The sequence below is a fragment of the Undibacterium sp. Tian12W genome, from assembly GCF_049339405.1.
Lineage (GTDB): Bacteria > Pseudomonadota > Gammaproteobacteria > Burkholderiales > Burkholderiaceae_D > Undibacterium.
The window spans coordinates 170700-193957 of the sequence record NZ_JBMPPK010000011.1 but is presented as its reverse complement, the minus strand read 5'-3'; the positions used below and the strand labels follow the sequence as shown (position 1 = coordinate 193957).

Below are 23258 nucleotides of genomic sequence, written 5' to 3'. Positions count from 1 at the left end.
GAAAAATATCAAGAATATATTTATATTAGAACGAATATATCCGTATATCCACATGCATAGCATGATTGGTATTACTACTTATCCTCTGCCCCCAATCAACATCCGCATAAGGAATGTGTGGCACACTTACGAAAGTGGTTTCGTTTCCAATATTTCAGAATACGCGCAGTGTTTCTCAAAAAATCCTTGCATAACTTGCTCTGCCTCCTGTTGTGCTGTCTCGCATGCGCAGGCAGCACCAATGGCAAGGCAGAAACCATCACGCTCATTGGTGAGGATAGCTGGTATCCATATTCTGCCGTCAAGGATGGCAAGAACCGGGGCTTTGCCGTTGATGTCATCAAGGCTGCCTATGCGGCGGTGAATATTGATGTCCGCTTCATCGCCACCCCGTATTCACGCTGCCTGATGCTGGTCAAAAGCGGGCAGGAGCTCGGTTGTTTCGACAGCCTCAAGGATACTGCACTGGAACCGGACTTTATCTTCCACAAGGAAGCCATCTTCAAGGCCAGCGTCGGCATCTATGCGCGCGCAGACAGCCCGCAATCAAGAGTCAGCAAGATCAATGTGCAGGAATTGCATAAATATGTGATCGGCGTGACACATGGTTATACCTATGGCAGCGCGTTTGAAAACGACACGCGCATCGTCCGTGAACCCGCACCGAATGATTTGTCCAACCTGCGCAAACTCTTGCTTGGCCGCTCAGATTATTCCCTCATCTATACCCGTATTGCAGATTACCTGAACAGCGTCCACCCTGATGAGTTCAAAGGGAAAATCCAGCAAACCGGTATCCTGCTGGAAGACAGTCTGTATGTGAGTTTTTCCAAACGCCGCCCGGAATCTCAGCAATACGCAAACGCCCTCGACCAAGGTCTGCGCCAGATCAAGGCGAACGGCGTGTATGCGGCCATAGAAAAGAAATGGGCCAGGCCGGAGCCATGAACGAACAGCAAGCTGCGTCTCTAACGGCAAGATGCGCTTCCATCATTAAACAATCTCTTTGCCGTTGAAAACGGTAAGTATCCAAACTATTTCATGTCTGAACATTCAAGCAAAACAAGTCTCATCAATAAAACAGATTCTGCACACCGCCTCTCCACCCGCCTTGCTTTCCTCGCCGCAGGCCTGGTTGTTTCTGCATGGGCGCCGCTAGTGCCCTATGCCAAAGACAGGCTAGGCCTTGATGAAGCTGCTCTTGGCCTGCTCTTGCTGTGCCTCGGTGGTGGTTCTTTGTGTGCCATGCCTGTGACTGGCATGCTGACTGCACGCTTTGGTTGCCGCCCAGTGATCTTGACGGCAGGTGTACTGACTTGCCTGATCCTGCCTTGCCTCTCTGTCGTGGGCAGCCCCTTGCTGTTTGGTCTGACACTCCTGTTGTTTGGAGCTTCAGTAGGCACTCTCGATGTGGCGATGAATATACAGGCTGTAATTGTTGAAAAAAACAGTGGTGCCGCGTTGATGTCCGGTTTTCATGGGATGTTCAGTGCCGGTGGTTTTCTCGGGGCGGGCACCATGGCCTTGCTGTTATGGCTGGGCATGCCTGTGCTGGCCGCCAGTATCTGCCTGAGCTTGCTGGTCGCATTGATGTTGCTGATTGCCAGCCCGAATCTGCTGCATGAACTGGAAGCAGCCGAGCGTGATGGCCCGCAATTTGTAATACCGCACGGTGCAGTGATTTTTATCGGTGTCCTGTGCTTCGTGGTCTTTCTCGCTGAGGGTGCCTTGCTCGACTGGGGCGCACTATTACTGACCGCCGGGCGTGGGCTGGATGCCGGGCAGGGCGGCATAGGTTATGCCGCATTCTCGGTCGCCATGACCCTGGGTCGCTTGACGGGGGACCGCGTAGTAGCACGTTTGGGTGGCAAGCTCGTCATGCTGGCTGGGGGCGTATGTGCGGCGCTGGGCTTTTTTGCTGCCGTACTGGCCAGCTCAGCCGCTATTGCCATTTTGGGTTTTATTTTGATAGGCATAGGCGCATCGAATATCGTGCCCATCTTGTTCAGCGCCGCAGGCAAGCAAAATGCCATGCCTGCCAGCCTGGCCATTGGTGCCATCACCACCATAGGCTATGCCGGTGTGCTGGCTGGCCCGGCACTGATAGGCTTTGTTGCCCATGCCATTAGCCTCAACATGGCATTTGCAGGGCTGGGTGTAGCGATGTTGCTGGTGGCTGCCAGTGCGAGGTTGAAACTGTTTGCCGGTAGCTCAGTCTGATTGATTTGCTGGCGTAAAGCTGTTTAAAAAAATCTTCAGCTACAATAGGCTTTCATTTTTCAGCCTACAATTTTCGCCATGACTTCATCCGCCTACCGTAAATTCGCCCAGCCACAATTATCCGAAGCCAGCATACAGGCCGTGGTAGATGTGCTGCGTTCCAACTGGATCGCGACTGGCCCCAGGGTCAGTGAACTGGAACAGGCGCTGTTAGCAACTTTTGGACATCGTCCGACCAGGTTGCTGACCTCGGCTACAGGCGCGATGGAGGTGGCGCTGGCACTGTGCAATATAGGTGAGGGTGATGAAGTCATCACGTCTGCCCAGACTTTTTTCTCAGCCATGAACATGATCGTCAAATGCGGTGCCAAACCCGTATTTGTCGATTGTGACCTGGTCACCCGCGCCATTGACCTGGTCCAGGTAGAAGCTGCCATCACACCTAAAACCAAAGCCATCATGCCTACCCATTTCCCAGGTGCGCTCGGTGATATGGATGCGCTGTATGCGCTGGCCCAGAAGTACAAACTGCGGGTCATAGAAGACGCCGCGCTGGTGCAGGGTTCAAAGTGGAAGGGTAAACCCGTAGGCTCATTTGGTGACATCGCCATCTTCAGCTTCCATCCAAACAAAAACATGACGACCATAGAAGGTGGTGCGATTGTCGTCAACGATGAGGTTGAGGCACAGCGGGTAGATGTACTGCGCTTTCACGGCATCGCCAAACTGCCAGACCAGACCCGCGATGTGGTAGAGGCCAGCGGTAAGTTCAATATGTCGGACGTATCAGCCGTAATAGACCTGCATCAACTGACCCAGTTCGATGACTTCATGGCCCAGCGCCAGGTGCTGGCAGATCGCTATTTTGCCAGCTTCCCGCAGCTACCTGGTGTCGTGCTGCCACCGCAGGGCCAGCCAGAGCAGACCTGGCATATGTTTTGCGTACTCATCCCTTACGAAAACTTTGGCCACACTCGCAGCAGCTTCCGTGCAGCTTTGCATGATGCCGGCATAGGCACAGGTGTTTCGTATGAAGCCTGTCACACTACTACCGTGGGCAAGAGTTTTGGCTACGGCGAGGGCATGTTCCCCAATGCAGAACGCATCGCCCGCGAGACTGTCACCCTGCCTTTGCATGTGGGTTTGACGGTGGGGGATGTGGATGAGATTTGTGCGGTGGTGAAAAAAATATTGATGAGGTGATTATCCAGCAACGGTTTTAGTGAAATTATTCGGTCTTTCAGCTATTTGAATATCGTAGGGCGTATTGTAATACGCAGCATGGGATCGTGAAATGAGGGCGATCTGTTGATCAGGTAAACATGCGGCGCATTACAATGCGCCCTACGTTCAGACCGGCGCTTAAATCTGGCAAGCTCTATGCAAAGTTAATCTCCCCCATGCTTACCCTTCTTTGATGCATCCGGTATTGACATTTTTTGCTCGGCTACCCGACCAGGGTTTACTTTTATTCAGACTTCAACGACTTGCATGCTCCCCCTGAAAGAAAAGACGAAGTTGCCGTTCTCGTGGTGATGTGAACCGGTATGTCCCGATATTCACGGTTTCCCTTATCTACACTTTCTGAAGTTTTGAAAATACAGATGTTAGGAATAGCTGTGATTTCAGTTTTATAGATGGCATCTGCAAGTGGTTTGAATGAATAGGTTCCTGTGCAAATGTTAGTCATGGTGCCAGAGCGATAGCTATAGGACGCTGTAAATGCAACGCTGTCGTCCGCCGGGAATGCAAGACGGAGTTTGTCAGGCGCATATACAATCGCGTTTCCTGCTAGCTCAGAGCAGTTGTCGGCATTTTTGTACATTTGAAAGCTTACCTGGTAAGGCGTATCGTTGACGATGACCATCGTCGCTCTGGCACCTTTGATTTCCACTTCAAATTTAGAATTCTTGAACGGACGCGATGTCGTCGATGATGCTATTGGCGTTGAAGCGCACGAACTCAATAGCACTGTTAAAAGAGGGACATAGGCGAAGATGGGTACGATTGTTTTCATGAAATGGAAAAAACTTGCTAAATATTTTGAAATCTTACGCAGGAATCAAGGGATGAACTCACTTTGACAAAGTAATTGAGTGCATTGCTCTTTTAATTCTGCGATCAGGCGACCGTTGACCTGGCAAACATGCGGTGCATTGCAATGTGCCCTACGCAGGCGCTCGCTGCCAAATTGATTCTTTTGTATCTCTCCATGCACGCCAACCCAATGGCAAGTCCCCCAAAGCATAAACATTGGGATCATGCTCCACTATGCTTGCTAGGCTGACTAAGACCATATCAGACTCGGAAGGATTAGATTCTGGCCCATGGAATTGCCAGCCACCATCATCCTCATCGTGCGAGACATAGGCAATCCAGTTGTCACCTGTGAAGAAGTTCTTGTTCGCGATAACCGCTATATTTGGCGGGTCGCTAAATGGCCATGGATTCATCGTTAATTTATTGATCTAATTTTGTGTTGCAGTCAAAACTACCTCGCTTTGTACCGTTAAGCAGTTTTGTTAAAATTTGAATTTCAGGCTCATCAAATACATTATCCAGATCGTCAAAATCTGTTTCTATAGAATGTTTGCTGAGATTCCTTAGGCATGCACGCAATATTGAGAGCAAACCATTCATATCGTAATCATAGCCATCGCCATCAAAAGCTTTCCAGTTTTCAAGGAATTGGACTAACTTGTCTCCAGTACCTATATCTTTGAATTCCATGATTTTCTTAGGTGATGGTAAGCACATAGCTTGTTTGCGCTATTCTTGCAATACGCTGCGTAATAGGCTGCATGGGGTCGAGAAATAAGGGGTATCTGCTGGCCAGGCAAACATACGGCGCATTGCAATGCGCCGTACGTCAAGAGTATTGCTTTGACCCAGAAATCTTTTGCTATGTAAATTCAATCGCCCGCATCCTTGCGTTTTTCCGGTGCATCCGGCACTGCGACTTTTTGTCCGTCCACGCCTGCCTTGCTGAGCTGGCCTTTTTCCCAGAACAGTATTTCACCTTTGACGCCGCCCTTGATGCCGGAATCTATGGAGATGACTTTTCCCTGGTAATGGGAATACACACCATCCATGGTGGTGTGGCCAACGACGATGCGTTCGAGCTTGAGTTGCTGCAGCATTTTATCAAGGTCGGCAACAGGTAATTTGGGGGCATTGAAATAGCCACGGTACCAGAGTGGCCCTATGCTGCCGTACAGCCAGCTCAACACATCGTCAGTCTTGATTTGTGCTTTGCTTAAACCCAGTGTGCTGCGGTATTTTTCATTGACTTGTTGCAGGCTCATGTTGAGATTTTGATGATCAGGATGCAGGCCGCCATGCATGAAGAGCATGTCATTGACCTGCACGATCACAGGCTTGCTGCGCAGCCAGCGGCCAAGCACGCTGCTGTTGTCAAACATTTGCTGGTAACTGATATTCAGGTGCTGGGCGACGGCAGCATATTTTTTATTCAGATAACGCACGTCGCCTGCCATGGAGATGGCTTCATGATTGCCCAGCAGCAGGTGCACGCCACCACCAGCGGCGCTGGCCTGGGCTTCAAGTGCATACAGCAGCCACAGGGCTTCAGTGACCTTGGGGCCACGGTCCAGCACATCACCGGTAATGACGAGATGGCCTTTGCCATATGTCCATTGCCAGTCCTGGTTGATGATGCCATTGGCCTGCAAGAGTTTGAGCATGAGGTCAAATTGGCCGTGGATGTCACTGATGGCGGCGAACTTGTCGGTCTTGAATTTGATGGTCGCAGGAAAGGCAGTTTCTGCGGGACGTATCGTCAATGCCTGCGGGTAACCGCAAGCTGCAGGCAGGCTGATGTTGGCAGAAGTGCTGAAGCTTTGCTTTTGCAATTGATCATTGCATATCCAGTTCACATCCAGGCCACCCTTGTCGGGCTGGTTCGGCGACTGGTAAAACGCATACGGGCCATCATTGATACCAGTGACCGGTGTTGCGGACGTTGATACCGCAGATGCCGTAGATGCTGCAGCCGCAGCCGATGAAGGCGCTGGCGCAGCATTTTGCGCCAGCGCCGTACTCAGCATTAAGACACTGGCGAGGGCGGCAACGCTACTGCACAATACGAATGAATTGTATGAATTGAACGAGCGAAGGCGAAATAGTGATGTTGACGCTGGCATGATCTATCTGGAAAATTTTGCTTAGTTTTTTAGATAATAAACTTCACCACGATAAATCTCGGGTTTGGCTTGATTCGTGTTCAGGACAGGCAAGACCAGCCTCGGTGGCAGATTGCCGAGCTTCCATTCACTGGCCAGTGTCATGGCTTGCTGTATTTCTTCTGTTTTAAGGCGGAAGGCCAGGCCCAGTTTTTGTTTGTTGGGCATGTCCTGCATTTCCTTGTTGGTATCGAGCCTGTCGGCGATAGAGAAATACAGATAGGCGCGGGGCAGGTCGGCTGCAATGCCATTGCCTTCACTATAGATATTGCCCAGCCAGGCAAACGCCCGTGCGTGGCCCTGGCGGGCAGCCTGTGCCAGCAGGTGGATGGCGAGATTGACATCGCGTGGCATGCTGACACCGGACAGGTATTGGGTAGCCAGATAAGTCTGTGCCTGAGGGTGACCCTGGTCTGCGGCCTGCGCTGCATAAATATTGGCAACACGCTGATCTACCTCGGTACCCAGGCCCAGCGCAAAAATGCGCGCCAGACGGAACTGGGCTTCTGCATTTTGCTGATCAGCCGCAGCCCTGTACAACTTGTTGGCCTGCTCCATATCCTTGGGCACACCCAGCCCCATTTCATGGCAAATGCCCAGGGTCACCTGAGCGCTGGCCAGACCTTGCGCAGCAGCTTTTTGATACCAGGAGATGGCTTGCGCCATGTCTTTTTCTACACCTATTCCCAGGCGATAGCCTTCTGCCAGATTGAATTGTGAACTGGCATAGCCAGAAGCAGCGGCCTTGCCAAACCATTCCATGGCCTTGGCTTCATCCTTGTCTGGCCCTTTGCCGCTCATGTACAGGGTGCCCAGATTATGCTGGGCTGCGGCTTCGCCGCTTGCTGCCCGGGTACTCCAGTCCTGAAAGGCCAGGGCAAAATTACCCTCCCTGAAGGCGGCTGCGCCGACATCTGGTGCGGCTGTAGCAGCAGGTTTGGCTGGTGCGGTGACAGCAGTGGCGGTGGCAGCGTTAGTCAGTGCATAGGCTGAGAGCGAAGCAGAGAGCAGGGCAGCGATGAGTGTGGATTTGTACATGGATGATGAGATAGGCTTGCAGGCGCACGGCTCAGGTTTGCTATTGAGGGTGTTAGTGTAATTCATCTTGCTCTGTGCAGGTGAAATCAGCGCTGCTGCTGAGTATCATCAAGCATCTGCTGCCACTCTTCTGACCAGGCCAGCAAGGGCAGCATTGCCTTGACCAGGTTCAAGCCTGATGGGCTGAGGCTGTAACCGCCAGCAGCACCCATCTCGACGATGCGGGTTTCGCGCAGTTCACGCAGGCGCTGGTTGAGCACGGTGGGCGACATGGCGTCGCAACGCTCACGCAGTTCCCTGAAGCTCAGCGGCTCGCCCCGCAATTCCCAGATCATGCGCAAAGTCCAGCGGCGGCCCAGCAAATCCAGCAAGGCCATGATGGGGCGGCCAGTCTGCGACCCCCGCACTGCCTGCCCCGGTTTTGGTATCGTCATATTTTTTCCTTGCGCTACATTAAATGTAGCGATATGCTGTTTGCTACTGATAGCGTAGCGGTTTGTGGATTTTAACACCGGGCGATGCCTTGCTGGCATTGGTCCCTATTTCATTGCGATTTTTTTCAGGAGAACACGATGAGCATGCCAAGAATTGCCCCGCTGGAGCCACCTTATGATATCGACGTAGAGCAGGCTTTTACTCGCATCATGCCACCCGGCATGCCGCCCTTGACGCTATTCCGTACCCAGGCACATAACAAGCGTGTCTTGCTGCGCATGTTTGCCGGCAATCTGCTGGACAAGGGCGAGATATCCTTGCGGGCGCGCGAACTGCTCATCCTGCGCACCTGTGCCCGTTGCGGTTCGGAATATGAATGGGGTGTACATGTCACCCTGTTTGCCGCCAGGGCAGGCTTGAGCAAGGAAGACATTGCTGCCACGCTCAGCGATGCGCCAGCATTAAGCGCCTTGTCAGCCAGCGAATTGCTATTGCTCAAAGCCGTCGATGAATTGCATGAAACATCAAGCATCACTGATGCATTATGGGCAAAGCTGGAGCAGCATTTCAGCCAGGTGCAACTACTCGAAATCATCAGTCTGGTGGGCAGTTATCACACCGTATCCTTCGTCACCAATGCTGCAAGAATAGAGCTGGAGACTTTTGCCGCACGCTTTGCACAATACCAGTGAGCCGGCATTCTGAATCAGTTACCGGTTTTTCGCATCATAGCCTGTAGCCTGAACAAGTCACTCATTGCATACAGGCCTACCGACGCAGCCAGGTGGCTCTGGTCTGGTTTGTCAGTAATGCCCGTGGCAATCAGGTGGAACTGGTTAGCCGGGTCAGGTACATGGCGCATGCCACAGACTGCATATAATGAAATGCGTGTCTTGCCATCATTATAGGTCTCACCTTGCGCCGTGCATCCCTGCAAGGCGGCGATGTCCGGCCTGTGTTCAAAGCGCGCCCGGTAAAACTCAATGACGGGGTATTCATTAAACCCCTTGATCTCATGCACATAAGCGGCGTAATAGTATTGCTCAAGCTGGATGGCGATGACATCTCGTGCACGCAGAAATGTTAGGTTGTCTCTGGTCGATGGCCGCTTTTTCAAAGCCTGGGCAGGGCTGTTCAGCAAGGCCTTGATGGCATCGGTAATCCTGAAAAAAGCGTCACTGAGTGCCACTGCAGCATTCAAGTTGTCTATGGCCTGCAATGCACACACTGTAATAGCTGCTTCGGTCATACCGTGCTTGTGCAAGAGCAGCGCCAGTGCCAGTACAGTCTTGTCTCTGTATAAGGGCGTGGCTTCATCATCATTGGCGTTGAGCACACAATTCCAGCGCGCCAGCAACTGGGGCAAGACATAACCAGTTACGGTCAGTTGTTGATCATGTTTGGCATAGCTCATGGCAGTCGATGTCAGGCTGGCGACATCATCTTCTATGACTTGTACCAGTTGATGGGCGGCGAGTTTGTCGAGGGCTTGCTGGTGGGTGATGGCATTCATATGAAACGAAAAAATAAGGTGAAAATGGATCACAAGGAGCAGCAGTCATAGACAAAGCATGCTGGCAGGCCCTTGCTCACCCGGATGAACACGGCCAGAGCATATCACCATACTACCTGCCAGCATGCCGGGATTACCCCACCCACACCTTGTAGTCTATGCCATTCTGGATTGATCCTATGACCTGCGCCTGGTTCTCTGTACTCTCGCAAAAACTGGCCAGTGCTCCGGCGGCAGTGATCTGTCCTTTGCTGATCTGTTCATTCCAGTAATCAAAGCCAGCCTGATCCGGTGCACGGTGCAAGACATTCTGGTAAAAATTGGTGATCAGTGTCGTGGTACTGGGGTTGCTGCCAAACAGTTTTTGAAACTCTGCCGACTGAAAAAAACCAGCCGCCACCGTGGTCAGGCTGGAGCCCTTGTCCATGTCCTTGATCCAGTAACCCAGGCCTTCGAGGTCGGGTTTGCGTCCAAATGCTGCCTGGTACAGACGATATGCCTGGCCAGCAGTACCATTGATGTCCAGTGCCACATTCCTGTCCGAGAACTGGATGCGCTCGATATTGTTCAGGGTGTCGCTCGCATCTATGCCCAGCTTGTCCAGAACGCTGAACCCGTTTGCAGTTTTGGTGATGGTGTAGTCACTACGCAGTGCTGCATAGACAAAGGTGTCAAGACCGTTACCACCATCGACCATTTCGCCGTCATGGCTGTTTTGTAAAATATCATTGGCAGCAGTGCCAGTGACAACTTTTGGTGGAGTACTGGCATTGACGAGATACAGCCTGCTGACGACGCTTTCTGCGGTGCCTGCCATATCTGTATAGTTGGCCACTGCACGGACCGCCAAACCGGCCAGGTCATTGGGCAGCGTCAGCGTGGCAGACTTGGCACCGGCAATATCGACCCAGCTTGTTCCATCACTGCTTTTTTGCCATGAATACTGTACTGTTCCCATGCCATCAACATCGGTAATGCTGCTGGTTGCGCTGACCTGTCCACCGACGACTTTTTCGCCGTTGACAGTCACTGTGCCGACAGGAGGATCATTGACAGGCTTGATGGTCGCCGTGACGACAGCGGTTTGTGTGTCTATGCCGTCCCTGGCCTGGATACTGAAGGTGTCTGTACCATAGTAGTTCGCGTCAGGTACATAGGTGTAAGTTTGAAATGAAAAGCCGCTGCTGATAAGGATCTTGCCATGTTTGGGCTCGCTCAGGACTTGCAATTTGGTCCCAAAACCGGACTTGAATGGATCATAAGTATCCATATATGACGAGTCTTCATTGAGGCTGATATTCAGAGACCCCGCTGTATTGACAAGAGAAAAAGCGTAAGCCGGTGGATCAATGAAGCTGGCTTGCGCACCATTGATTCTCAGGCTGGAGAAGTCCAGGTCAAAATTTCCACTGCCTGTGCCAGTAAAAACCAGGGTGGCGAATGGCTGGCTGCCACTGACGCCGGTAAATTGCCCGCTGATTTCTGCATTGCCTGTGCTGCCAACGACAGTGCTGGACAGTGATGTGCTGGAGGTGCCACTGAAGGACACATCCTTCAGCGAAAGTTGTGATGCGGTATATGAAAATTTCAGGTTGACTGAATTGGTCGCAGCCAATCCGTCCGAATACAATTTAATGACCAACTTGCCGGCTTCCATGCTTTGCGTGATCGTTACTACAGCCATGTAAAAAACTCCTTCAAAGTTTTATGAGACGATGGCATGCGCCCCAATGCAAATTTCATGCAAATTTGAAGCGAATGTCATGCACATCGTGGATGCATTATTTTTATTGTAGGAATTTTATCATTCATTATTATTGATGCATGTCAGTCAGATACTGTTCTGATACTCAATCATGGACTATTTATGTTCAGCGTCCAGTCAGATCTGCTCCCTGGGTTTTGCCGTGCTGGGTTTGTTCATCGTATGCGCGGTCGAGCAACGCGGCCTCTGCCAACAAAGCGTTGCCGCGCTGGTTCAGGGCCACACCTAATTGCTCACAAGTTGCCTGAGCGGGATATTGCAACAGACTCTTATATTATCTTTTATGTCATTGATACCAGAGCATGCCTACACTGCACAATATCAATCCGCAGGCACAGAATTTTTGCACGCCACCATCTGGCAGCCAGGCAAACCGGTGATGCTTCAGCAGCTTGATCGCCAATTTCAGCAGGCCGCACAAGAGCAAAAAATACAGCAGATTCAATATTTCAAAGATGATGCCCAGCGCGACAAAGCTGTGCACGGTATTGCCATGCCCGCTTGGGATGAATAAAGGAAAAAAGGTAGAAAAAAACAGCACAGGCTTGGGATTGCCGAGCGTGATCAATAAACCGCGTGCAAAGCCAGTTTGCTGTGGAGTGGCAGCACCTTGCTGTTGTTCCTGATTTTGTCTGCTACCGGAGCGCCACAGCATTATACCCAGGTGCAACAGATACGCAGCCCCCAGCAGGCGCATGGTGGGCAAGAGCCAGGGCAGGCTTTGCATGAGCACAGCAAATCCTGCTGCCGACAGGGTAATCAGCAAGACATCGCCACAGATGATGCCTGCCACGGCGGCTGCAGCGCGCCTGACAGATTGCTTCGCATATCCGGCTACCAGCAAGGTGGCCGGGCCGGGTATGATGATGACCAGGCTGGCTGCCAGGATAAAGCCAGGTAAGGATATCAACTCAGGCATGCTGCCTCCGCATCTGTTGCCTGCAGGTGTGCATGCAAATCCAGGATCAGCTTATCCAGCCAGCTATCGATGGCGGGAAATGTATGGCCCAGGCTGTGTGCTCGTGTCGTGTCCATCACGTAATCATGGGAGTAATCAAAGGGGCTGTTTGCTGTCTCTGCATCAAAGCTAGCCTGCAATAGTGCGGGTTTACCCAGCAATTGCGCGATACGTGCGTGCAGTGGTGCTGACAGGCTGCCTGCGCAAGCGAGATTCAGCGGCCCCAGAAAGTCAGCCTGGCCTGCCCACAACATCGCATCGACAACGGCCTCAACATTCAAAAACGAAGTACGCCCGACACCTGCCAGATGATGCGAAGGCAAGCCTTGCTGCACCGTCCGGACATAGCTGGCCAGCCTGCCGGTAAAATCATCCTGCGCCGCCAATACATGGGCGATGCGCAAGCTCGCAAAGGGCAAGCGGCCATCCTGCAGCAGCACCGCTTCTGCCTGCAATTTACCGGCAGCATAGCTGGCATCTGCGAGTGCCGGGTCGCGCCAGGGATAGTGCCAGTCTATGCTGACCTGGCCCAGGTCGAGATCGTCTTCACTCAATGGCCGCTGGATAGTGCCAACGAGATGGCGATATGTCTCTATGGTCGATGACATCAGATAACGCCCGGCCTTGCCAGCAAATACATCGAGCGCAATCGCCGCATCCAGCGGGCTGTAACACATCTGGTCATATACCAAGTCGTAGCTGGTATGCGCAAACACGGCATGCATGGCCGCTTCGTCACGCCTGTTGACTTGCAGGCGCTGTACGGTATTGCCAAAGTCATCCGGAGTCTGGCCACGGGTAGCGATCGTGACACGGTGGCCTTGTGCCAGCAGGCGTCTGACCAAGTGTTTTCCAAAAAAGCGCGTGCCGCCTATAATCAAGATATTCTTGCGCATGACATCTTCCTTTTAAAATAATCAAGGAAGATCATGCTCTTTGAAAAGAATGGCGACAAACGCTTAATACTGATGTCATGAACAAGTAAAACTATCTCATTATGCAAGAGCCTCTACGCAACTTGTCACTCCTGGTCGATTTCGAATGTGCGGCGCGCTGGTGCAGCTTCAAGCTCGCTGCACATGAATTGCACAAGACTCCGGCGGCAGTCAGCCAGAATATCCGGCAACTGGAACAGCAACTGGGTTTTGCCCTGTTTACCCGCCATGCCAGGCATCTGAGCATGACAGAAAAGGGCGTGGATTTTGCCAGCACCGTCAGCCAGTTGCTGCGCGACTTGCATATCAAGGTCGCTGCCTTGCGTGAAGACAGTGCCAATGACAGCCTGCGCATTTCCTGCACCCATTCCTTCGCGATGAAATGGTTGGTGCCACGCTTGCATCGCTATACGCAAAAATATCCTGATATGGATATCCGCATAGATTCCAACGATGCCGTGGTTGATCCCACCCAAGGGCAATGTGATATCGCCATCCGTCATCAATTGCATGCGCAGGGGAGTGAGGCCAGCTTGTTGTGGCGCGAGCAATTGCTGCTGGCATACAGCCCTGCCATGCTGACCGACAAGGACAGGCGCGCACGCCAGCCGCCTGATTTGCAGCGCTTGTTGCGCTACCCGCTATTGTATGAAGGCAGCCCGGAGAACTGGATACGCCTGCTGCAAAGCCATGGCTTGCTGGGCAAGTCACATGACTTTGCGCAAAATTACAGCCATGCCGGGTTGCTGGTACAAGCCACTGTGGCAGCCCAGGGCGTGGCCTTGCTGCCTGCGGCGATTGCCTGTGAAGATATACAGCAGGGGCGCCTGCATGTTCTGCAATCTGCAGGACTGAGTTCGCGCTATTGCTACCGCATCGTCACTGCCAGCAGCACAACTGCCAAGGTCGGTCATTTCATCCAATGGCTGCATGACGAAATGACCGTGATGCAAAACTACCTGGAACAGTAGGGAGCTGGTGCCGGAGACTTAATGCAGAACAGATATCATGCCGCCGCAAGCTGGCGCGGTTTTTTCCAGAAGCCTGATTTGACTTCACCCTTCTTCCATGCCAGGTACAGGAATACCACACCCATCAAAGTCGCCAGAAAAACCGCAAGCACTGAAGCTTCTGCCCCAAAAGCACCGCCGCTGAGCCATTCAGAACCTGTCATATGGGTTTGCAGCCAGCCCTTGCTATCTGTGCCGGATACCGCAACAGAAAACACCGCACCCTGGGTAAAATTCCAGGAAAAATGCATGGCGATACACAGCGCCAGGCGACGTGTCAGCATATAGGCAGCACCGAATGCGATGCCTGCTTCCAGCGCAATCGCAATTGAACTGAAGATGGTGGCACCCGGGTTGGACGCATGGGCAAAGCCAAAGGCCAGGGCAGAGATCAGGATGGCAACGGCACTGCCCAGGGATTCTTCCATCATGCGAAAGATCATGGCGCGGAAAAACAGCTCTTCCATGACCGCTACTACCACAAAGATGGGCAGGTATTTGAGCATCAGCCTGGGGTCATTGTAGCCATCGACATGAAACACGCCCAGCAAAGACAAACTGCCCAGCACCAGCACAAACAGCATGGCACCCAGCACCAGGCCAATCAGCCATTCTTTCCAGGCTGAGAATAAGGCCAGCTCAGTCGCCTTGCGTTTTTCTATGATGCGTACATAGAAAGCATAGCTCAGCCAGCCCAGCAGCATGGCTGCGATATTGCGAAATACCATCCAGTCCGGCCCGGCGAGAAAATGCGACATGGCCTTGCGGGAAATAAATTGCACGCCACCGACGATGAGTACCGCCAGCAGGAATTTGACGATGGTATATTGCAAAAGTTTTTGATGCCAGACTGGCTTGTCCAGGCTGGCGTTGATTTCTGCTGTGGTCATAAATATCCCCATGGATTTTGTTGTGAGTATAGTCCGCGTCAGCCACGCCTAGCAATGTCCTGCAATAAGCATATGAATGACTGGCTGGCACTATAAACAGATGACAAACTATTTACATCCCCGATAAGACCAAGTGTAAAAAACAGGGATTGAATGGGAAAATACGGCGATAAAAAGCAAGCTCGGAATTGAGAGCCCACCAGGCTGCTAGCCAGCGGCCGGTCATGCCGTTTACTGCAAATCCCTGTATTTTGTCTGCTTCCTGCCAATCCTGAGGATTAAGTTGCAGTTGACCAGCGGATTCCTGACACAGACAGGGCAGCGCGCATTACACTTTAATGATGCACGGGCGCTGCCGAAAATCTTTGTATCCAGGACATCAGATGAAATTGCTCAGACTGCTGACACTGCTATGGATGACCCTGGCTTGCCTGTACCCTGCGCACGCCAGTGATGCTCCCGGCAATACCAGTAATGCCACCAGCAATACGGGCAAACTCATACGCTATCCGCGCCTGTCTGCCCAACTTGATCCACATAGTGACTATGTACTGGAAATTTTAAGGCAAGCAATCAAGGCCAGTGGCCAGCCTTATCAGTTGCAGGCCAGCGAGGCACCCATGCAACAGGCGCGCAGTATTTATGAGCTCAGCTCGGCGCAGGGGAATGTCGATGTCCTCTGGACCATGACGACAGATGAAAGGGAGGCGCAGCTTATTCCCATCCGCATCCCCATAGACAAGGGCCTGATAGGCTGGCGCATCGCCCTGTTGACAGCAGCGAATGCAAATATTTTCAAGGACGTAAAAAGCCTCAAAGACCTGGCAGCCTTCACCGCCGGGCAAGAACTGGACTGGCCCGATGGGCCTATATTGAAAAGCAATGGCCTGCCAGTAAAAACCTCGGCATCCTATGAACCCCTGTTCAATATGATCAAGGCAGGGCGCTTTGATTATTTCCCGCGTTCTGTTTTTGAAGTGCAGGTAGAACTCAATGGCCGTCCAGGCCAAAAACTGGTCATCGACAAATACATTGCTCTGTATTATCCATCGGCCCTGTATTTTTTTGTCAGTCCGCGCGAGCAAAAAATGGCTGAAGACATACAGAACGGACTGGAAGAAATGATCAGGAATGGCAGCTTTGAAAAAATATTCCAGCGCTACCAGCAAGCCACGATCAAAAACATCAACCTCAAATCCCGCACCATCATCAGCCTGCGCAACCCCTTGCTGAGCCCGGAAAAGATGCCGTTGAACAGGCCGGAGTTGTGGTTTAAACCGTGAGAAGCAACGACACTTTTATTGCTGAAAAATTGGGGTAGGATGCGCCGTGCGCACCTCTCAAAGCTTACCCACGGTTTCTTGCACAGGCAAATCTCGGTACAATTTCAAAAACTTGAACATCTTCGGCCATTCTTCACGCGGCTTGAATACAATCGCAACTTCCCGGTTATCAAGCGCAGATTCTGTCAGCACTACATGATCTTCAACCAGCTTGGCATTCTCAAATTCTTTGGCATTGACACGGCATACCGCTTTAAAAAATGGCCCTGCCAGCCATGCTTTGACTTCAGGGGTATCCTGAAAGCGCAGGTAGCCCGCCAGGGAGGCATGGGCCACGGCCACCATTGCAAAACCAAGAGAAACGTCTTCTTTGACGAGGATATACATTTTCATAGAGGAGCTTCAGCAAAAGAGAAATATGAAAGCTGGTTAAAAAGCATAGGCCAGGGGGCGCCGTGCGCACCGTTTATCGCTACGTGGCAAATCTATCGATGCGCACTATGCACCCTGCAAATCGCCATGATCCATAAGACGCTTATGTGCTGTCTTACAAAGTCGATTCCGTCGCCGCATGCAGCTTGTCTTGCGCCGGGAACTCTGTCACCAGATAGCGTTCTGGATAGCCTTCCGTCTTTTGCATGAGCTCACCCGCCGTGCTGCACAAGTCATCCCAACTGAGTATCTTGCTGGTGTATTCACCCTCCTGGCTACCGGGGATCACCATGGCGACCAGGTCGGTTTTGGGCAGCAGCGATACTACGCCCTGGGTCCAGGTTGAGAGTGAAGTCAGTTTGTCGGTGTCATTGTTCTTGAGCACGGTATAGCTGGCGACAAAAATATCTTCCTGGGTCTTGTCATGCAGGGCTTCGAGCAATTCTTTTTGCGAGCCATAATCTTCTGCTCTTTGCGCAGTCTGCAAGTTCTTCAGGCGATCAAGTACATCAGCATTCTCAGGCACATAGCTGACGGCTTTGCCATCCCTGAGTTTATACATGCCAGCGGAGACTACCCGACCTTCCTGCTCCATGCAGGATTGTGCGTGCTCCAGCATTGCTAATTGCGAGGTGCTGGAATTGGCATTGCAGAGCAACAGTCTGCCACGGGTGGGCACCATCAATACCGGGTCACTGCCGCAACCGGCGCGGTAAATCAGGTCAGGCAACAATATGCGTGAAGAGTCATAGGCGTCTTCCCACACCCCGGCGACGACACCTTCACCAAGATTGACAAACTTGTCTTCAGTACGGTCGCGCAAATTATCCAGCGCCACTTTCAAGGCATCTTCCAGGCTGATATTCCAGCTTTCATAATTACTCTGGTTGACCAGCGCCATTGAATGCTCGGTATCGTAGGCCAGCATCAGCATGGCATCGTCGCCAAAGGGCAGGGCAGCCTGCTGATAAGACATGGGCTTGTCCTGCATCAGCGAAGTCAGGCGCAGGTATTCACCCTGGCCGCAGGGTTTGAGACTGGGCATCAGATGTTTGCTGGCACTGGCAAAATCGTCGGGTATGCCATTCACTTGCAGGCTTGCGGTATATTTCAGCAGCACATGGTCACGCTGACTTTTGGCCGCAGCACAATAATCACGGTAGGCATTGTGCAGATTCAGGATGTGCGAGCCATTTTCACCGACCACCAGACGGAACTCTGCCTCATCAAAATGCATGGTCTGGGCAATGCCCTGGTTGCGGGCATACTTGATGACGATCTGGGCAAATTTATGCGTCGATGGCTTGGACTTGAATAAATCGAAGAATCCCATGAAATTCCTGTCTGCTTAAGTAATGATATTGTCTTGTCTTCAAGAAACCACCAAACAATAAAGTGCGCAACTGAATGTAACTATCGCGCCTTCTATTTCCTTATGATAACCTCAGCGGCGAAATCTGATTTTATTGTGCTGTCAATCCAAGATGACGTAGGGCGCGCCATCACCAATTCACATGCATATGAAAACGGTGGGTATGGCGCATCCTGCAAAATGATCACCGCCCGCGGCCACTCGTTTCGACAATAATTTCATTGTCACACTTGTCGGTCTGGCGGTTAAATCCCTCTGCATCGCCAATCAGTTTTGTCAGGCCCTTGCCCGTCTCAAAATTTGTTGGCAACTTAAGGCGTATCTCTTGCAGGTATTTGCCATCAGCGCAACTGAGCATGAAGTTTTGCGCGATTTTTTCGCCTTCCTGTTTCTTGAGCATTTCAAAAAAATCTTTCACCGCGAACGATTTACCAGCGTGATCCAGAATGAACTTGCCTACCGCTGAATTATTGACTTCCTCGACGGCTGCCGCTGCAGTCTTGAAGTAAGTATCCGCATCGCGTGCCTGGCAAGTACCATGCTTGCTCCATTCGTATTCACCAAACTTGCTTTCAAACTGAAAATTCGGCATCCACTTGGCGATGCGTTTTATCGTGTCAGAAGACAGCTTCATCGGCTCGGTAGAGCAACTGCCGTAATTGATGCCGCATTCTTTTTTATTTGGCCACAGGCCATGCAGGGTCAGGTTATTGATTTTCAGCTTGCCACTGTTGATAGCATCACACTCAGGCTTCTTGCCGCGATAGGCAAAGTGCTCACAAAAGCCTGGTTGCCAGGTGATCGCCAGCACATAGCTGTCTTCAAGATTCGGTGTGCTGCACATAGTCTGGCGGTCAGCCTCCCGGTTCGCCTTGGCCCGGCCTGCTGGCGGATTGTCTTGCGGCACCTGGTCCAGCTGTGCCGTTCCGCAGTCCCGCGCCACCCAGCGTAAATTAGGATTGGCCCCATCCACATCCACCCGCAACCACGCATAGTCACCCGGCTTGTTGATCTCTTTCACCGCATAGCTCTTGCCGACCACCGCATGCACAGCACCAGGGTTACTTTGCTTGTTGAAAGACGAATACAGCTCGCAAGATTTGCCGGCGGTAAAGCTGCCATTCACCGGTTCGCTGGCATGAGCAGGGAATGTTGCCGTAATCAGCAATACAAGCGCGACGATGATGCGTGATCTCAGTTGTTTCATGTCAATTTTTACCTTTTATCATCTGGTGACAGCGGCTTAGTGTATTTATGACGCAAAAAGTGCGAAATTACTTTCTATTGTATCTTCAGCAAGCTGTGTATTCACAGTACATGAAGCAATATTTACTGAGTAGTATTAATATCGGCATTGTTAAAAGACTAGTTAAAGGGGCTTTTCACGGAAGCCATACTCGCACCAAGTTGCGTCGGCATCAGTGAACTCAAAGCAAATCCTACTGCTGTTCTTGAGGCATCAGGCGATCAATCAGTAGCCATTCTGAATCGCAATAAGCCGGTTGGTTATATGGTGACAGCCGCTGCCTGGGAAAAAGTAAACGAACTGCTGGAAGACAAGGAAATACTAAAGATAGTCGAGTCCAGGCTAAAAGACCGGAAAAAGCCCATCAGGGTAAAGCTGGATGACTTATGAACCCGATTCCATCCAGATGCCCTGAAGGAATGGCGCAAGCTGGATGAGACTATCAAGACCCAGCACAAGAAGAAATTGAGCGAAAGACTGGTGCAGCCACGCGTTCCTAAAGCGCCTGTCAGTGGCGGCAGTGATCTGTATAAAATCAAGCTGGCTGCTTTGGGCTATCGCCTAGTTTATAAGGTGATTGATCAAACAGTTATGGTATACGTTTTGTCAGTTGGCAAACGACAGGACAATGCTGCCTACAAAGCCGGACTGCAGCGCGACAATACTGGATAAGTACTGATTAAGTTTGGAGTATGCTGGAGCGGGTGAAGGGAATCGAACCCTCGTATGAAGCTTGGGAAGCTGCCGTTCTACCATTAAACTACACCCGCGATTCCCACATTCTAAGCGGGTTTGACGGGTGTTTGCAAGTTGTCAGCTAGTCTGTTTTGAAACACGCTGCGACAGTGTTTCGGTAAGCTAATTCAGCTTAATCGTCTTTGCAGATTTTTTCGCATTTTTCTTTGTCGTCGATTTTTTCCATGCAGCGTTTGTAACATGCTTTATAGTCCGTGGTACTTGCACTTACTGCGGCAAAGATGGTGACGCCGAGGAAGAGGATTAGGTATTTTTTCATTTAATTTCTCCTGATCATAAAGATAATGCTCAATATAGCCTGATGGGCTATTTTGTTTCAATTTATTTTTTTACGTCACTGCTGATCAACTCGTCATAGGCTTTGGCATTGAAACCCACCATCAGCTTATGCGCAGAGACGATGACGGGAACGCCTCGTTCATTGAGTGACTTGTATGCTTCTTCTGCTGACTTGGATTTATCCACCAGTACATCATTAAAAGGGATGCCGTTTTTAGTCAGGTATTCACGGGCTGTCTGGCAATGTGGGCAAGTCGATGTGCCATACAGGGTAATCGGCTTTCCTGATGTGGCAACATGCATGGAATAATCGCCAGTTTTAAATGGTCCTCGCCACTTTTGATATAACTTGGGTAGTTGGCTGCCAATGGCAATCGCAATTGCGATAGTCAGCACTATCAGGATAACTTCAGTTGCTGTTTTTTTGAGATTTTTTTTCATATAAATAAGAGTTTTACTTTTGCTGTCGGCTGCTGTCGGCTGATCTATAACTTCATTTCTAACCTGATGGATAGTCTTGGATGTGAATCTGTATCAATTTGCTGGCGTACAATCTCATTGCTGATGTATTCGTTGATTTGTCGTGATTTTCTGGCCCCCAAATTGTCAAGATTGACAAACAGGCGCTTGCTTGGGCTGATTGTCCAGGCAGCATTGCTACTGAGGCCAAAAGTCCTGTCCTGGAAAACACGCTGGCTGACGCTATTGCGCACCCAGTTGCCAGGTGCCCAGTTGGCATCGATATCCATTTTCAAGGGCAGGTCTTTGAAAGCATAGCTACCACCCAGTTTGGCGCGCCAAGGAGTTTGCTTGTCTAGACGGTTATCCGGACCGGGAATGGCAGATACTTCTGACTGGCTCAGGCCTATGCTGGCGCGCACATCCAGTTTTGGGGCATCAGGCCAGACATCGCGCGCAGCCAGTTGCATTTCCAGATCCAGTCCGCGTACACTTGCATCTCCCAGATTGACTGGTCGGCTGACGTAGCGGGGTGCATTCGCCCAAGCCACAATTTCTCGCGCAATATCGATGCCTATCTTGCGCTCTATCTTGCGCGTATACATTTCAAGGCTGACCTGGCTATCTTTACCAAATCCGTGTTCATACGAAATATTCAAGCCCAGTGAACGTTCAGGCTGCAAGGCCGGGTTGCCTGCGCTGTCCGCAGTGTCGAGGCTATTGGCTGCACACAAACCGTTCACAGGGCAGGGGGCCAGCGGATTGATTTGTGGCCGCGCCGTCAATTGGTCCAGCCAGGGTGATTTAAAGCTGCGTGCCAGACTGATGCGCAAGCTACGATCACTGTCACCATCAAATTTCTTTGCGATATGAAATGACGGCGACCACAGACGATATCTGGATTGGCTGGAATAACTGCCTTCATGGATATCAGCCACACTGTCTTCCGTAGAGATGCCTGCATTGAACGCCAGGGCTTCGCTATATCGCCAGTCGTCTTGCAAGAAAATGCGGCGTTTTTCCTGGCGGGCGCTGCGTTGCTTGCCTAAATAGGCCAGGCTGCTGTCAGTAGCGCCGTTGATAAGATAAGTGTAGTCACTTTGTTCTTTGCTCAGGTTAAGTTGCACACCTGCTTTGACATCATGCCCTCCGGGCAATCCAGCTTTGTAATCCAGCCTGAGTGCATCCGCATCAGTATCCCGTCTTTGTGTGTCTATGCGCAGACTGCTGGTCTGTGCATTCTGTAATTCAAAGCGCCGGTTTTCAAGCAGAGAATGAAAATGGTTGGAATTCCATTTCAATTCCAGGCGTTGCTGTTTGTCGGGCGTATGTGTCCACGTCAGGCCCGACCAGAATGAATCCAGCGGCGTACGGTTGCGCTGCACAGCATCAAGTATATTGCCGTCAGCCCAGCGCCTGCGTTCTATATTGGTTTGTTCACCCAACATGCTGTTGATGCTGGGTGAAAAACTGATTTTATTCTTGGCATCTATCTGCCAGTTCAGTGTGCTGCTTAGGCTAAGGGACGAAGACTTCGTTTCAGATTGCATGTCGCCTGCCCACAATCTGGTTGTGCCCGGCATGGTCAGCGGCGCGAGGCTGGTCAATTGCCGCTGACTATCTTCTGTACTGGTTTTTTCATTGGCTGAGAATTGCAGGCTAAAGCTTAGTGGTGAGCCCGCTTCTGTCTGGCTATACGCCCATGACAGATCTCCGCCCAGTTCGCTTGTAAGGTTATTTGCGCCCAGGCGCAATTGTTCGGTTTTCTTGCGGTCAATTTTGCGGGTGACGATATTGATGGTGCCAGCGATACCAAAAGGGCCAAATTCGGCAACACTGGATTTGATGATTTCTATTTTTTCTACGCGGACCAGTTCCAGTTCAGTCGGGCTTTTCCCCTGGCTGACACCGGCTTCACCATCAATCAGGATTTGCGTATATCCCGGCAAGCCCAGCAAACCTATGCGGCCATCCTTGCCTATGCTGATAGCGGGTACCTGTTTCAATAGTTCGCCGACATTATACAAACCACTGTCGTCAATGCGTTTGCGTCCTATGATGATGCGGCCAGCAATAAAATCCCGGCCAGCTTCTATGTCGGTTTGGCTACCGGTCACTGTCACTTCTTGAGGAGGATTTTTCTGCGGTGTTTCTTGCGCCAGGGCCAGCCCAGAACTCCATCCTGCTATCAATGGCACGACCCAGAATTTATGATGCTTGATCAAACTTATATCTTTCTACTGTTGCACCTGTTCACATCCCCCTCAGCACTACAAATGAAGGGGACGATTTTAAAATCAGCAATTACATATCATTCTGCATGAGTCAATATCAACGCCAGCCAATCCACACCGGCCAAAGCAGCCGTAGTCGCAATTTGGATTGATTTTTTCCTCAGGATCATCTGATCCATCCCAAGCATACGCTGTGGCAGAAATGCTTGCAAAAAATAAGAATACAAAACC

General features: G+C 51.2%; 25 protein-coding genes, 1 tRNA gene and 1 pseudogene. 8 read left to right on the top strand and 19 right to left on the bottom strand.

Going from position 1 to position 23258, the window contains the following annotated elements; translation table 11 throughout:
- Positions 1-168 precede the first annotated feature (168 nt).
- From ACO0LI_RS15885 to ACO0LI_RS15875, 3 genes are all read left to right on the top strand, one after another.
- The gene (locus ACO0LI_RS15885) at positions 169-948 is read left to right on the top strand and encodes a substrate-binding periplasmic protein (protein ID WP_423033592.1); all 780 of its coding nucleotides are present in this window, start codon (positions 169-171) and stop codon (positions 946-948) included.
- Between the two features lie 93 nt (positions 949-1041).
- Positions 1042-2220 carry an MFS transporter gene (locus tag ACO0LI_RS15880; RefSeq protein ID WP_423033590.1) on the top strand — a complete coding sequence of 393 codons (1179 nt, stop codon included), beginning with the start codon at positions 1042-1044 and terminating at the stop codon, positions 2218-2220.
- A 78-nt stretch (positions 2221-2298) separates the two neighbouring features.
- Entirely contained in the window at positions 2299-3423 is a 1125-nt protein-coding gene (locus tag ACO0LI_RS15875; RefSeq protein WP_423033588.1) for a DegT/DnrJ/EryC1/StrS family aminotransferase, read from the top strand.
- Positions 3424-3688: 265 nt separating this feature from the next.
- Here the strand turns inward: ACO0LI_RS15875 and ACO0LI_RS15870 are convergent, their stop codons facing one another.
- The 6 genes from ACO0LI_RS15870 to ACO0LI_RS15845 form a co-directional block, all read right to left on the bottom strand.
- Positions 3689-4237 (bottom strand): hypothetical protein, encoded by a 549-nt coding sequence (locus tag ACO0LI_RS15870; RefSeq protein WP_423033586.1) that lies wholly within the window; start codon positions 4235-4237, stop codon positions 3689-3691.
- A 151-nt stretch (positions 4238-4388) separates the two neighbouring features.
- The gene (locus ACO0LI_RS15865; RefSeq protein WP_423033584.1) at positions 4389-4673 is read right to left on the bottom strand and encodes a hypothetical protein; all 285 of its coding nucleotides are present in this window, start codon (positions 4671-4673) and stop codon (positions 4389-4391) included.
- A gap of 7 nt (positions 4674-4680) precedes the next feature.
- On the bottom strand, positions 4681-4950 hold the full coding sequence (locus ACO0LI_RS15860; protein ID WP_423033582.1) for a hypothetical protein: 270 nt from the start codon (positions 4948-4950) through the stop codon (positions 4681-4683).
- A 182-nt stretch (positions 4951-5132) separates the two neighbouring features.
- Entirely contained in the window at positions 5133-6383 is a 1251-nt protein-coding gene (locus ACO0LI_RS15855; protein WP_423033580.1) for a metallophosphoesterase, read from the bottom strand.
- Positions 6384-6404: 21 nt separating this feature from the next.
- Complete coding sequence (locus ACO0LI_RS15850; RefSeq protein ID WP_423033578.1) at positions 6405-7526, bottom strand: tetratricopeptide repeat protein; 1122 nt, start codon at positions 7524-7526, stop codon at positions 6405-6407.
- Positions 7527-7546: 20 nt separating this feature from the next.
- The gene (locus tag ACO0LI_RS15845; RefSeq protein WP_423033576.1) at positions 7547-7894 is read right to left on the bottom strand and encodes a winged helix-turn-helix transcriptional regulator; all 348 of its coding nucleotides are present in this window, start codon (positions 7892-7894) and stop codon (positions 7547-7549) included.
- 138 nt (positions 7895-8032) lie between these two features.
- On the opposite strand from ACO0LI_RS15845, the gene ACO0LI_RS15840 reads away from it, so the two are divergent.
- Positions 8033-8587, top strand: a complete 555-nt coding sequence (locus ACO0LI_RS15840) for a carboxymuconolactone decarboxylase family protein (protein ID WP_423033574.1) — start codon at positions 8033-8035, stop codon at positions 8585-8587.
- Between the two features lie 14 nt (positions 8588-8601).
- On the opposite strand, the gene ACO0LI_RS15835 is transcribed toward ACO0LI_RS15840, so the two are convergent.
- From ACO0LI_RS15835 to ACO0LI_RS15815, 5 genes are all read right to left on the bottom strand, one after another.
- A complete protein-coding gene (locus tag ACO0LI_RS15835; RefSeq protein ID WP_423033572.1) occupies positions 8602-9408 on the bottom strand; it encodes a hypothetical protein in 807 nt (268 codons plus the stop codon).
- Between the two features lie 133 nt (positions 9409-9541).
- Positions 9542-11092, bottom strand: a complete 1551-nt coding sequence (locus ACO0LI_RS15830; protein WP_423033570.1) for a DUF4214 domain-containing protein — start codon at positions 11090-11092, stop codon at positions 9542-9544.
- 187 nt (positions 11093-11279) lie between these two features.
- Positions 11280-11435, bottom strand: coding sequence for a hypothetical protein (locus tag ACO0LI_RS15825; protein WP_423033568.1), 156 nt, complete (start codon positions 11433-11435; stop codon positions 11280-11282).
- A 24-nt stretch (positions 11436-11459) separates the two neighbouring features.
- Complete coding sequence (locus ACO0LI_RS15820; protein WP_423033566.1) at positions 11460-12092, bottom strand: LysE family transporter; 633 nt, start codon at positions 12090-12092, stop codon at positions 11460-11462.
- The gene (locus tag ACO0LI_RS15815; protein WP_423033564.1) at positions 12080-13027 is read right to left on the bottom strand and encodes an NAD-dependent epimerase/dehydratase family protein; all 948 of its coding nucleotides are present in this window, start codon (positions 13025-13027) and stop codon (positions 12080-12082) included. The genes ACO0LI_RS15820 and ACO0LI_RS15815 overlap by 13 nt, the downstream gene beginning before the upstream one ends.
- 101 nt (positions 13028-13128) lie before the next feature.
- Between ACO0LI_RS15815 and ACO0LI_RS15810 the strand changes: the two genes are divergently transcribed.
- Positions 13129-14037 (top strand): LysR substrate-binding domain-containing protein, encoded by a 909-nt coding sequence (locus ACO0LI_RS15810; protein WP_423033562.1) that lies wholly within the window; start codon positions 13129-13131, stop codon positions 14035-14037.
- Positions 14038-14072: 35 nt separating this feature from the next.
- Here the strand turns inward: ACO0LI_RS15810 and ACO0LI_RS15805 are convergent, their stop codons facing one another.
- On the bottom strand, positions 14073-14966 hold the full coding sequence (locus ACO0LI_RS15805; protein ID WP_423033560.1) for a lysostaphin resistance A-like protein: 894 nt from the start codon (positions 14964-14966) through the stop codon (positions 14073-14075).
- A 383-nt stretch (positions 14967-15349) separates the two neighbouring features.
- Here ACO0LI_RS15805 and ACO0LI_RS15800 point away from each other — a divergent pair, with 383 nt between their 5' ends.
- Positions 15350-16249 carry a substrate-binding periplasmic protein gene (locus ACO0LI_RS15800; RefSeq protein ID WP_423033558.1) on the top strand — a complete coding sequence of 300 codons (900 nt, stop codon included), beginning with the start codon at positions 15350-15352 and terminating at the stop codon, positions 16247-16249.
- Positions 16250-16306: 57 nt separating this feature from the next.
- Here the strand turns inward: ACO0LI_RS15800 and ACO0LI_RS15795 are convergent, their stop codons facing one another.
- From ACO0LI_RS15795 to ACO0LI_RS15785, 3 genes are all read right to left on the bottom strand, one after another.
- On the bottom strand, positions 16307-16642 hold the full coding sequence (locus ACO0LI_RS15795; protein WP_423033556.1) for a hypothetical protein: 336 nt from the start codon (positions 16640-16642) through the stop codon (positions 16307-16309).
- Between the two features lie 154 nt (positions 16643-16796).
- Entirely contained in the window at positions 16797-18014 is a 1218-nt protein-coding gene (locus ACO0LI_RS15790) for a hypothetical protein (protein ID WP_423033554.1), read from the bottom strand.
- 223 nt (positions 18015-18237) lie between these two features.
- The gene (locus tag ACO0LI_RS15785; protein ID WP_422953409.1) at positions 18238-19260 is read right to left on the bottom strand and encodes a ribonuclease T2 family protein; all 1023 of its coding nucleotides are present in this window, start codon (positions 19258-19260) and stop codon (positions 18238-18240) included.
- Positions 19261-19446: 186 nt separating this feature from the next.
- On the opposite strand from ACO0LI_RS15785, the gene ACO0LI_RS15780 reads away from it, so the two are divergent.
- Positions 19447-19689, top strand: a complete 243-nt coding sequence (locus tag ACO0LI_RS15780) for a type II toxin-antitoxin system prevent-host-death family antitoxin (protein WP_423033648.1) — start codon at positions 19447-19449, stop codon at positions 19687-19689.
- A gap of 15 nt (positions 19690-19704) precedes the next feature.
- Positions 19705-19971: pseudogene (locus ACO0LI_RS15775) on the top strand (type II toxin-antitoxin system RelE family toxin); the annotation flags it as partial.
- 24 nt (positions 19972-19995) lie between these two features.
- Here ACO0LI_RS15775 and ACO0LI_RS15770 read toward each other — a convergent pair.
- From ACO0LI_RS15770 to ACO0LI_RS15755, 4 genes are all read right to left on the bottom strand, one after another.
- Positions 19996-20069, bottom strand: a tRNA-Gly gene (locus tag ACO0LI_RS15770).
- Positions 20070-20167: 98 nt separating this feature from the next.
- Complete coding sequence (locus ACO0LI_RS15765; RefSeq protein WP_422953410.1) at positions 20168-20314, bottom strand: hypothetical protein; 147 nt, start codon at positions 20312-20314, stop codon at positions 20168-20170.
- A gap of 62 nt (positions 20315-20376) precedes the next feature.
- Positions 20377-20775, bottom strand: coding sequence for a glutaredoxin family protein (locus ACO0LI_RS15760; protein WP_422953411.1), 399 nt, complete (start codon positions 20773-20775; stop codon positions 20377-20379).
- Between the two features lie 44 nt (positions 20776-20819).
- Complete coding sequence (locus ACO0LI_RS15755; protein ID WP_423033552.1) at positions 20820-23018, bottom strand: TonB-dependent receptor plug domain-containing protein; 2199 nt, start codon at positions 23016-23018, stop codon at positions 20820-20822.
- Positions 23019-23258 lie beyond the last annotated feature (240 nt).

Bases quoted from the DNA above. Each gene is read 5' to 3' on its own strand.
- ACO0LI_RS15850 (WP_423033578.1), bottom strand. From the start codon at position 7,526: ATGAATTACACTAACACCCTCAATAGCAAACCTGAGCCGTGCGCCTGC.
- ACO0LI_RS15790 (WP_423033554.1), bottom strand. From the start codon at position 18,014: ATGGGATTCTTCGATTTATTCAAGTCCAAGCCATCGACGCATAAATTT.
- ACO0LI_RS15760 (WP_422953411.1), bottom strand. From the start codon at position 20,775: ATGAAAAAAAATCTCAAAAAAACAGCAACTGAAGTTATCCTGATAGTG.
- ACO0LI_RS15820 (WP_423033566.1), bottom strand. From the start codon at position 12,092: ATGCCTGAGTTGATATCCTTACCTGGCTTTATCCTGGCAGCCAGCCTG.
- ACO0LI_RS15795 (WP_423033556.1), bottom strand. From the start codon at position 16,642: ATGAAAATGTATATCCTCGTCAAAGAAGACGTTTCTCTTGGTTTTGCA.
- ACO0LI_RS15840 (WP_423033574.1), top strand. From the start codon at position 8,033: ATGAGCATGCCAAGAATTGCCCCGCTGGAGCCACCTTATGATATCGAC.
- ACO0LI_RS15800 (WP_423033558.1), top strand. From the start codon at position 15,350: ATGAAATTGCTCAGACTGCTGACACTGCTATGGATGACCCTGGCTTGC.
- ACO0LI_RS15875 (WP_423033588.1), top strand. From the start codon at position 2,299: ATGACTTCATCCGCCTACCGTAAATTCGCCCAGCCACAATTATCCGAA.
- ACO0LI_RS15785 (WP_422953409.1), bottom strand. From the start codon at position 19,260: ATGAAACAACTGAGATCACGCATCATCGTCGCGCTTGTATTGCTGATT.
- ACO0LI_RS15765 (WP_422953410.1), bottom strand. From the start codon at position 20,314: ATGAAAAAATACCTAATCCTCTTCCTCGGCGTCACCATCTTTGCCGCA.
- ACO0LI_RS15835 (WP_423033572.1), bottom strand. From the start codon at position 9,408: ATGAATGCCATCACCCACCAGCAAGCCCTCGACAAACTCGCCGCCCAT.
- ACO0LI_RS15845 (WP_423033576.1), bottom strand. From the start codon at position 7,894: ATGACGATACCAAAACCGGGGCAGGCAGTGCGGGGGTCGCAGACTGGC.
- ACO0LI_RS15815 (WP_423033564.1), bottom strand. From the start codon at position 13,027: ATGCGCAAGAATATCTTGATTATAGGCGGCACGCGCTTTTTTGGAAAA.
- ACO0LI_RS15880 (WP_423033590.1), top strand. From the start codon at position 1,042: ATGTCTGAACATTCAAGCAAAACAAGTCTCATCAATAAAACAGATTCT.
- ACO0LI_RS15870 (WP_423033586.1), bottom strand. From the start codon at position 4,237: ATGAAAACAATCGTACCCATCTTCGCCTATGTCCCTCTTTTAACAGTG.
- ACO0LI_RS15830 (WP_423033570.1), bottom strand. From the start codon at position 11,092: ATGGCTGTAGTAACGATCACGCAAAGCATGGAAGCCGGCAAGTTGGTC.
- ACO0LI_RS15805 (WP_423033560.1), bottom strand. From the start codon at position 14,966: ATGACCACAGCAGAAATCAACGCCAGCCTGGACAAGCCAGTCTGGCAT.
- ACO0LI_RS15810 (WP_423033562.1), top strand. From the start codon at position 13,129: ATGCAAGAGCCTCTACGCAACTTGTCACTCCTGGTCGATTTCGAATGT.
- ACO0LI_RS15860 (WP_423033582.1), bottom strand. From the start codon at position 4,950: ATGGAATTCAAAGATATAGGTACTGGAGACAAGTTAGTCCAATTCCTT.
- ACO0LI_RS15855 (WP_423033580.1), bottom strand. From the start codon at position 6,383: ATGCCAGCGTCAACATCACTATTTCGCCTTCGCTCGTTCAATTCATAC.
- ACO0LI_RS15865 (WP_423033584.1), bottom strand. From the start codon at position 4,673: ATGAATCCATGGCCATTTAGCGACCCGCCAAATATAGCGGTTATCGCG.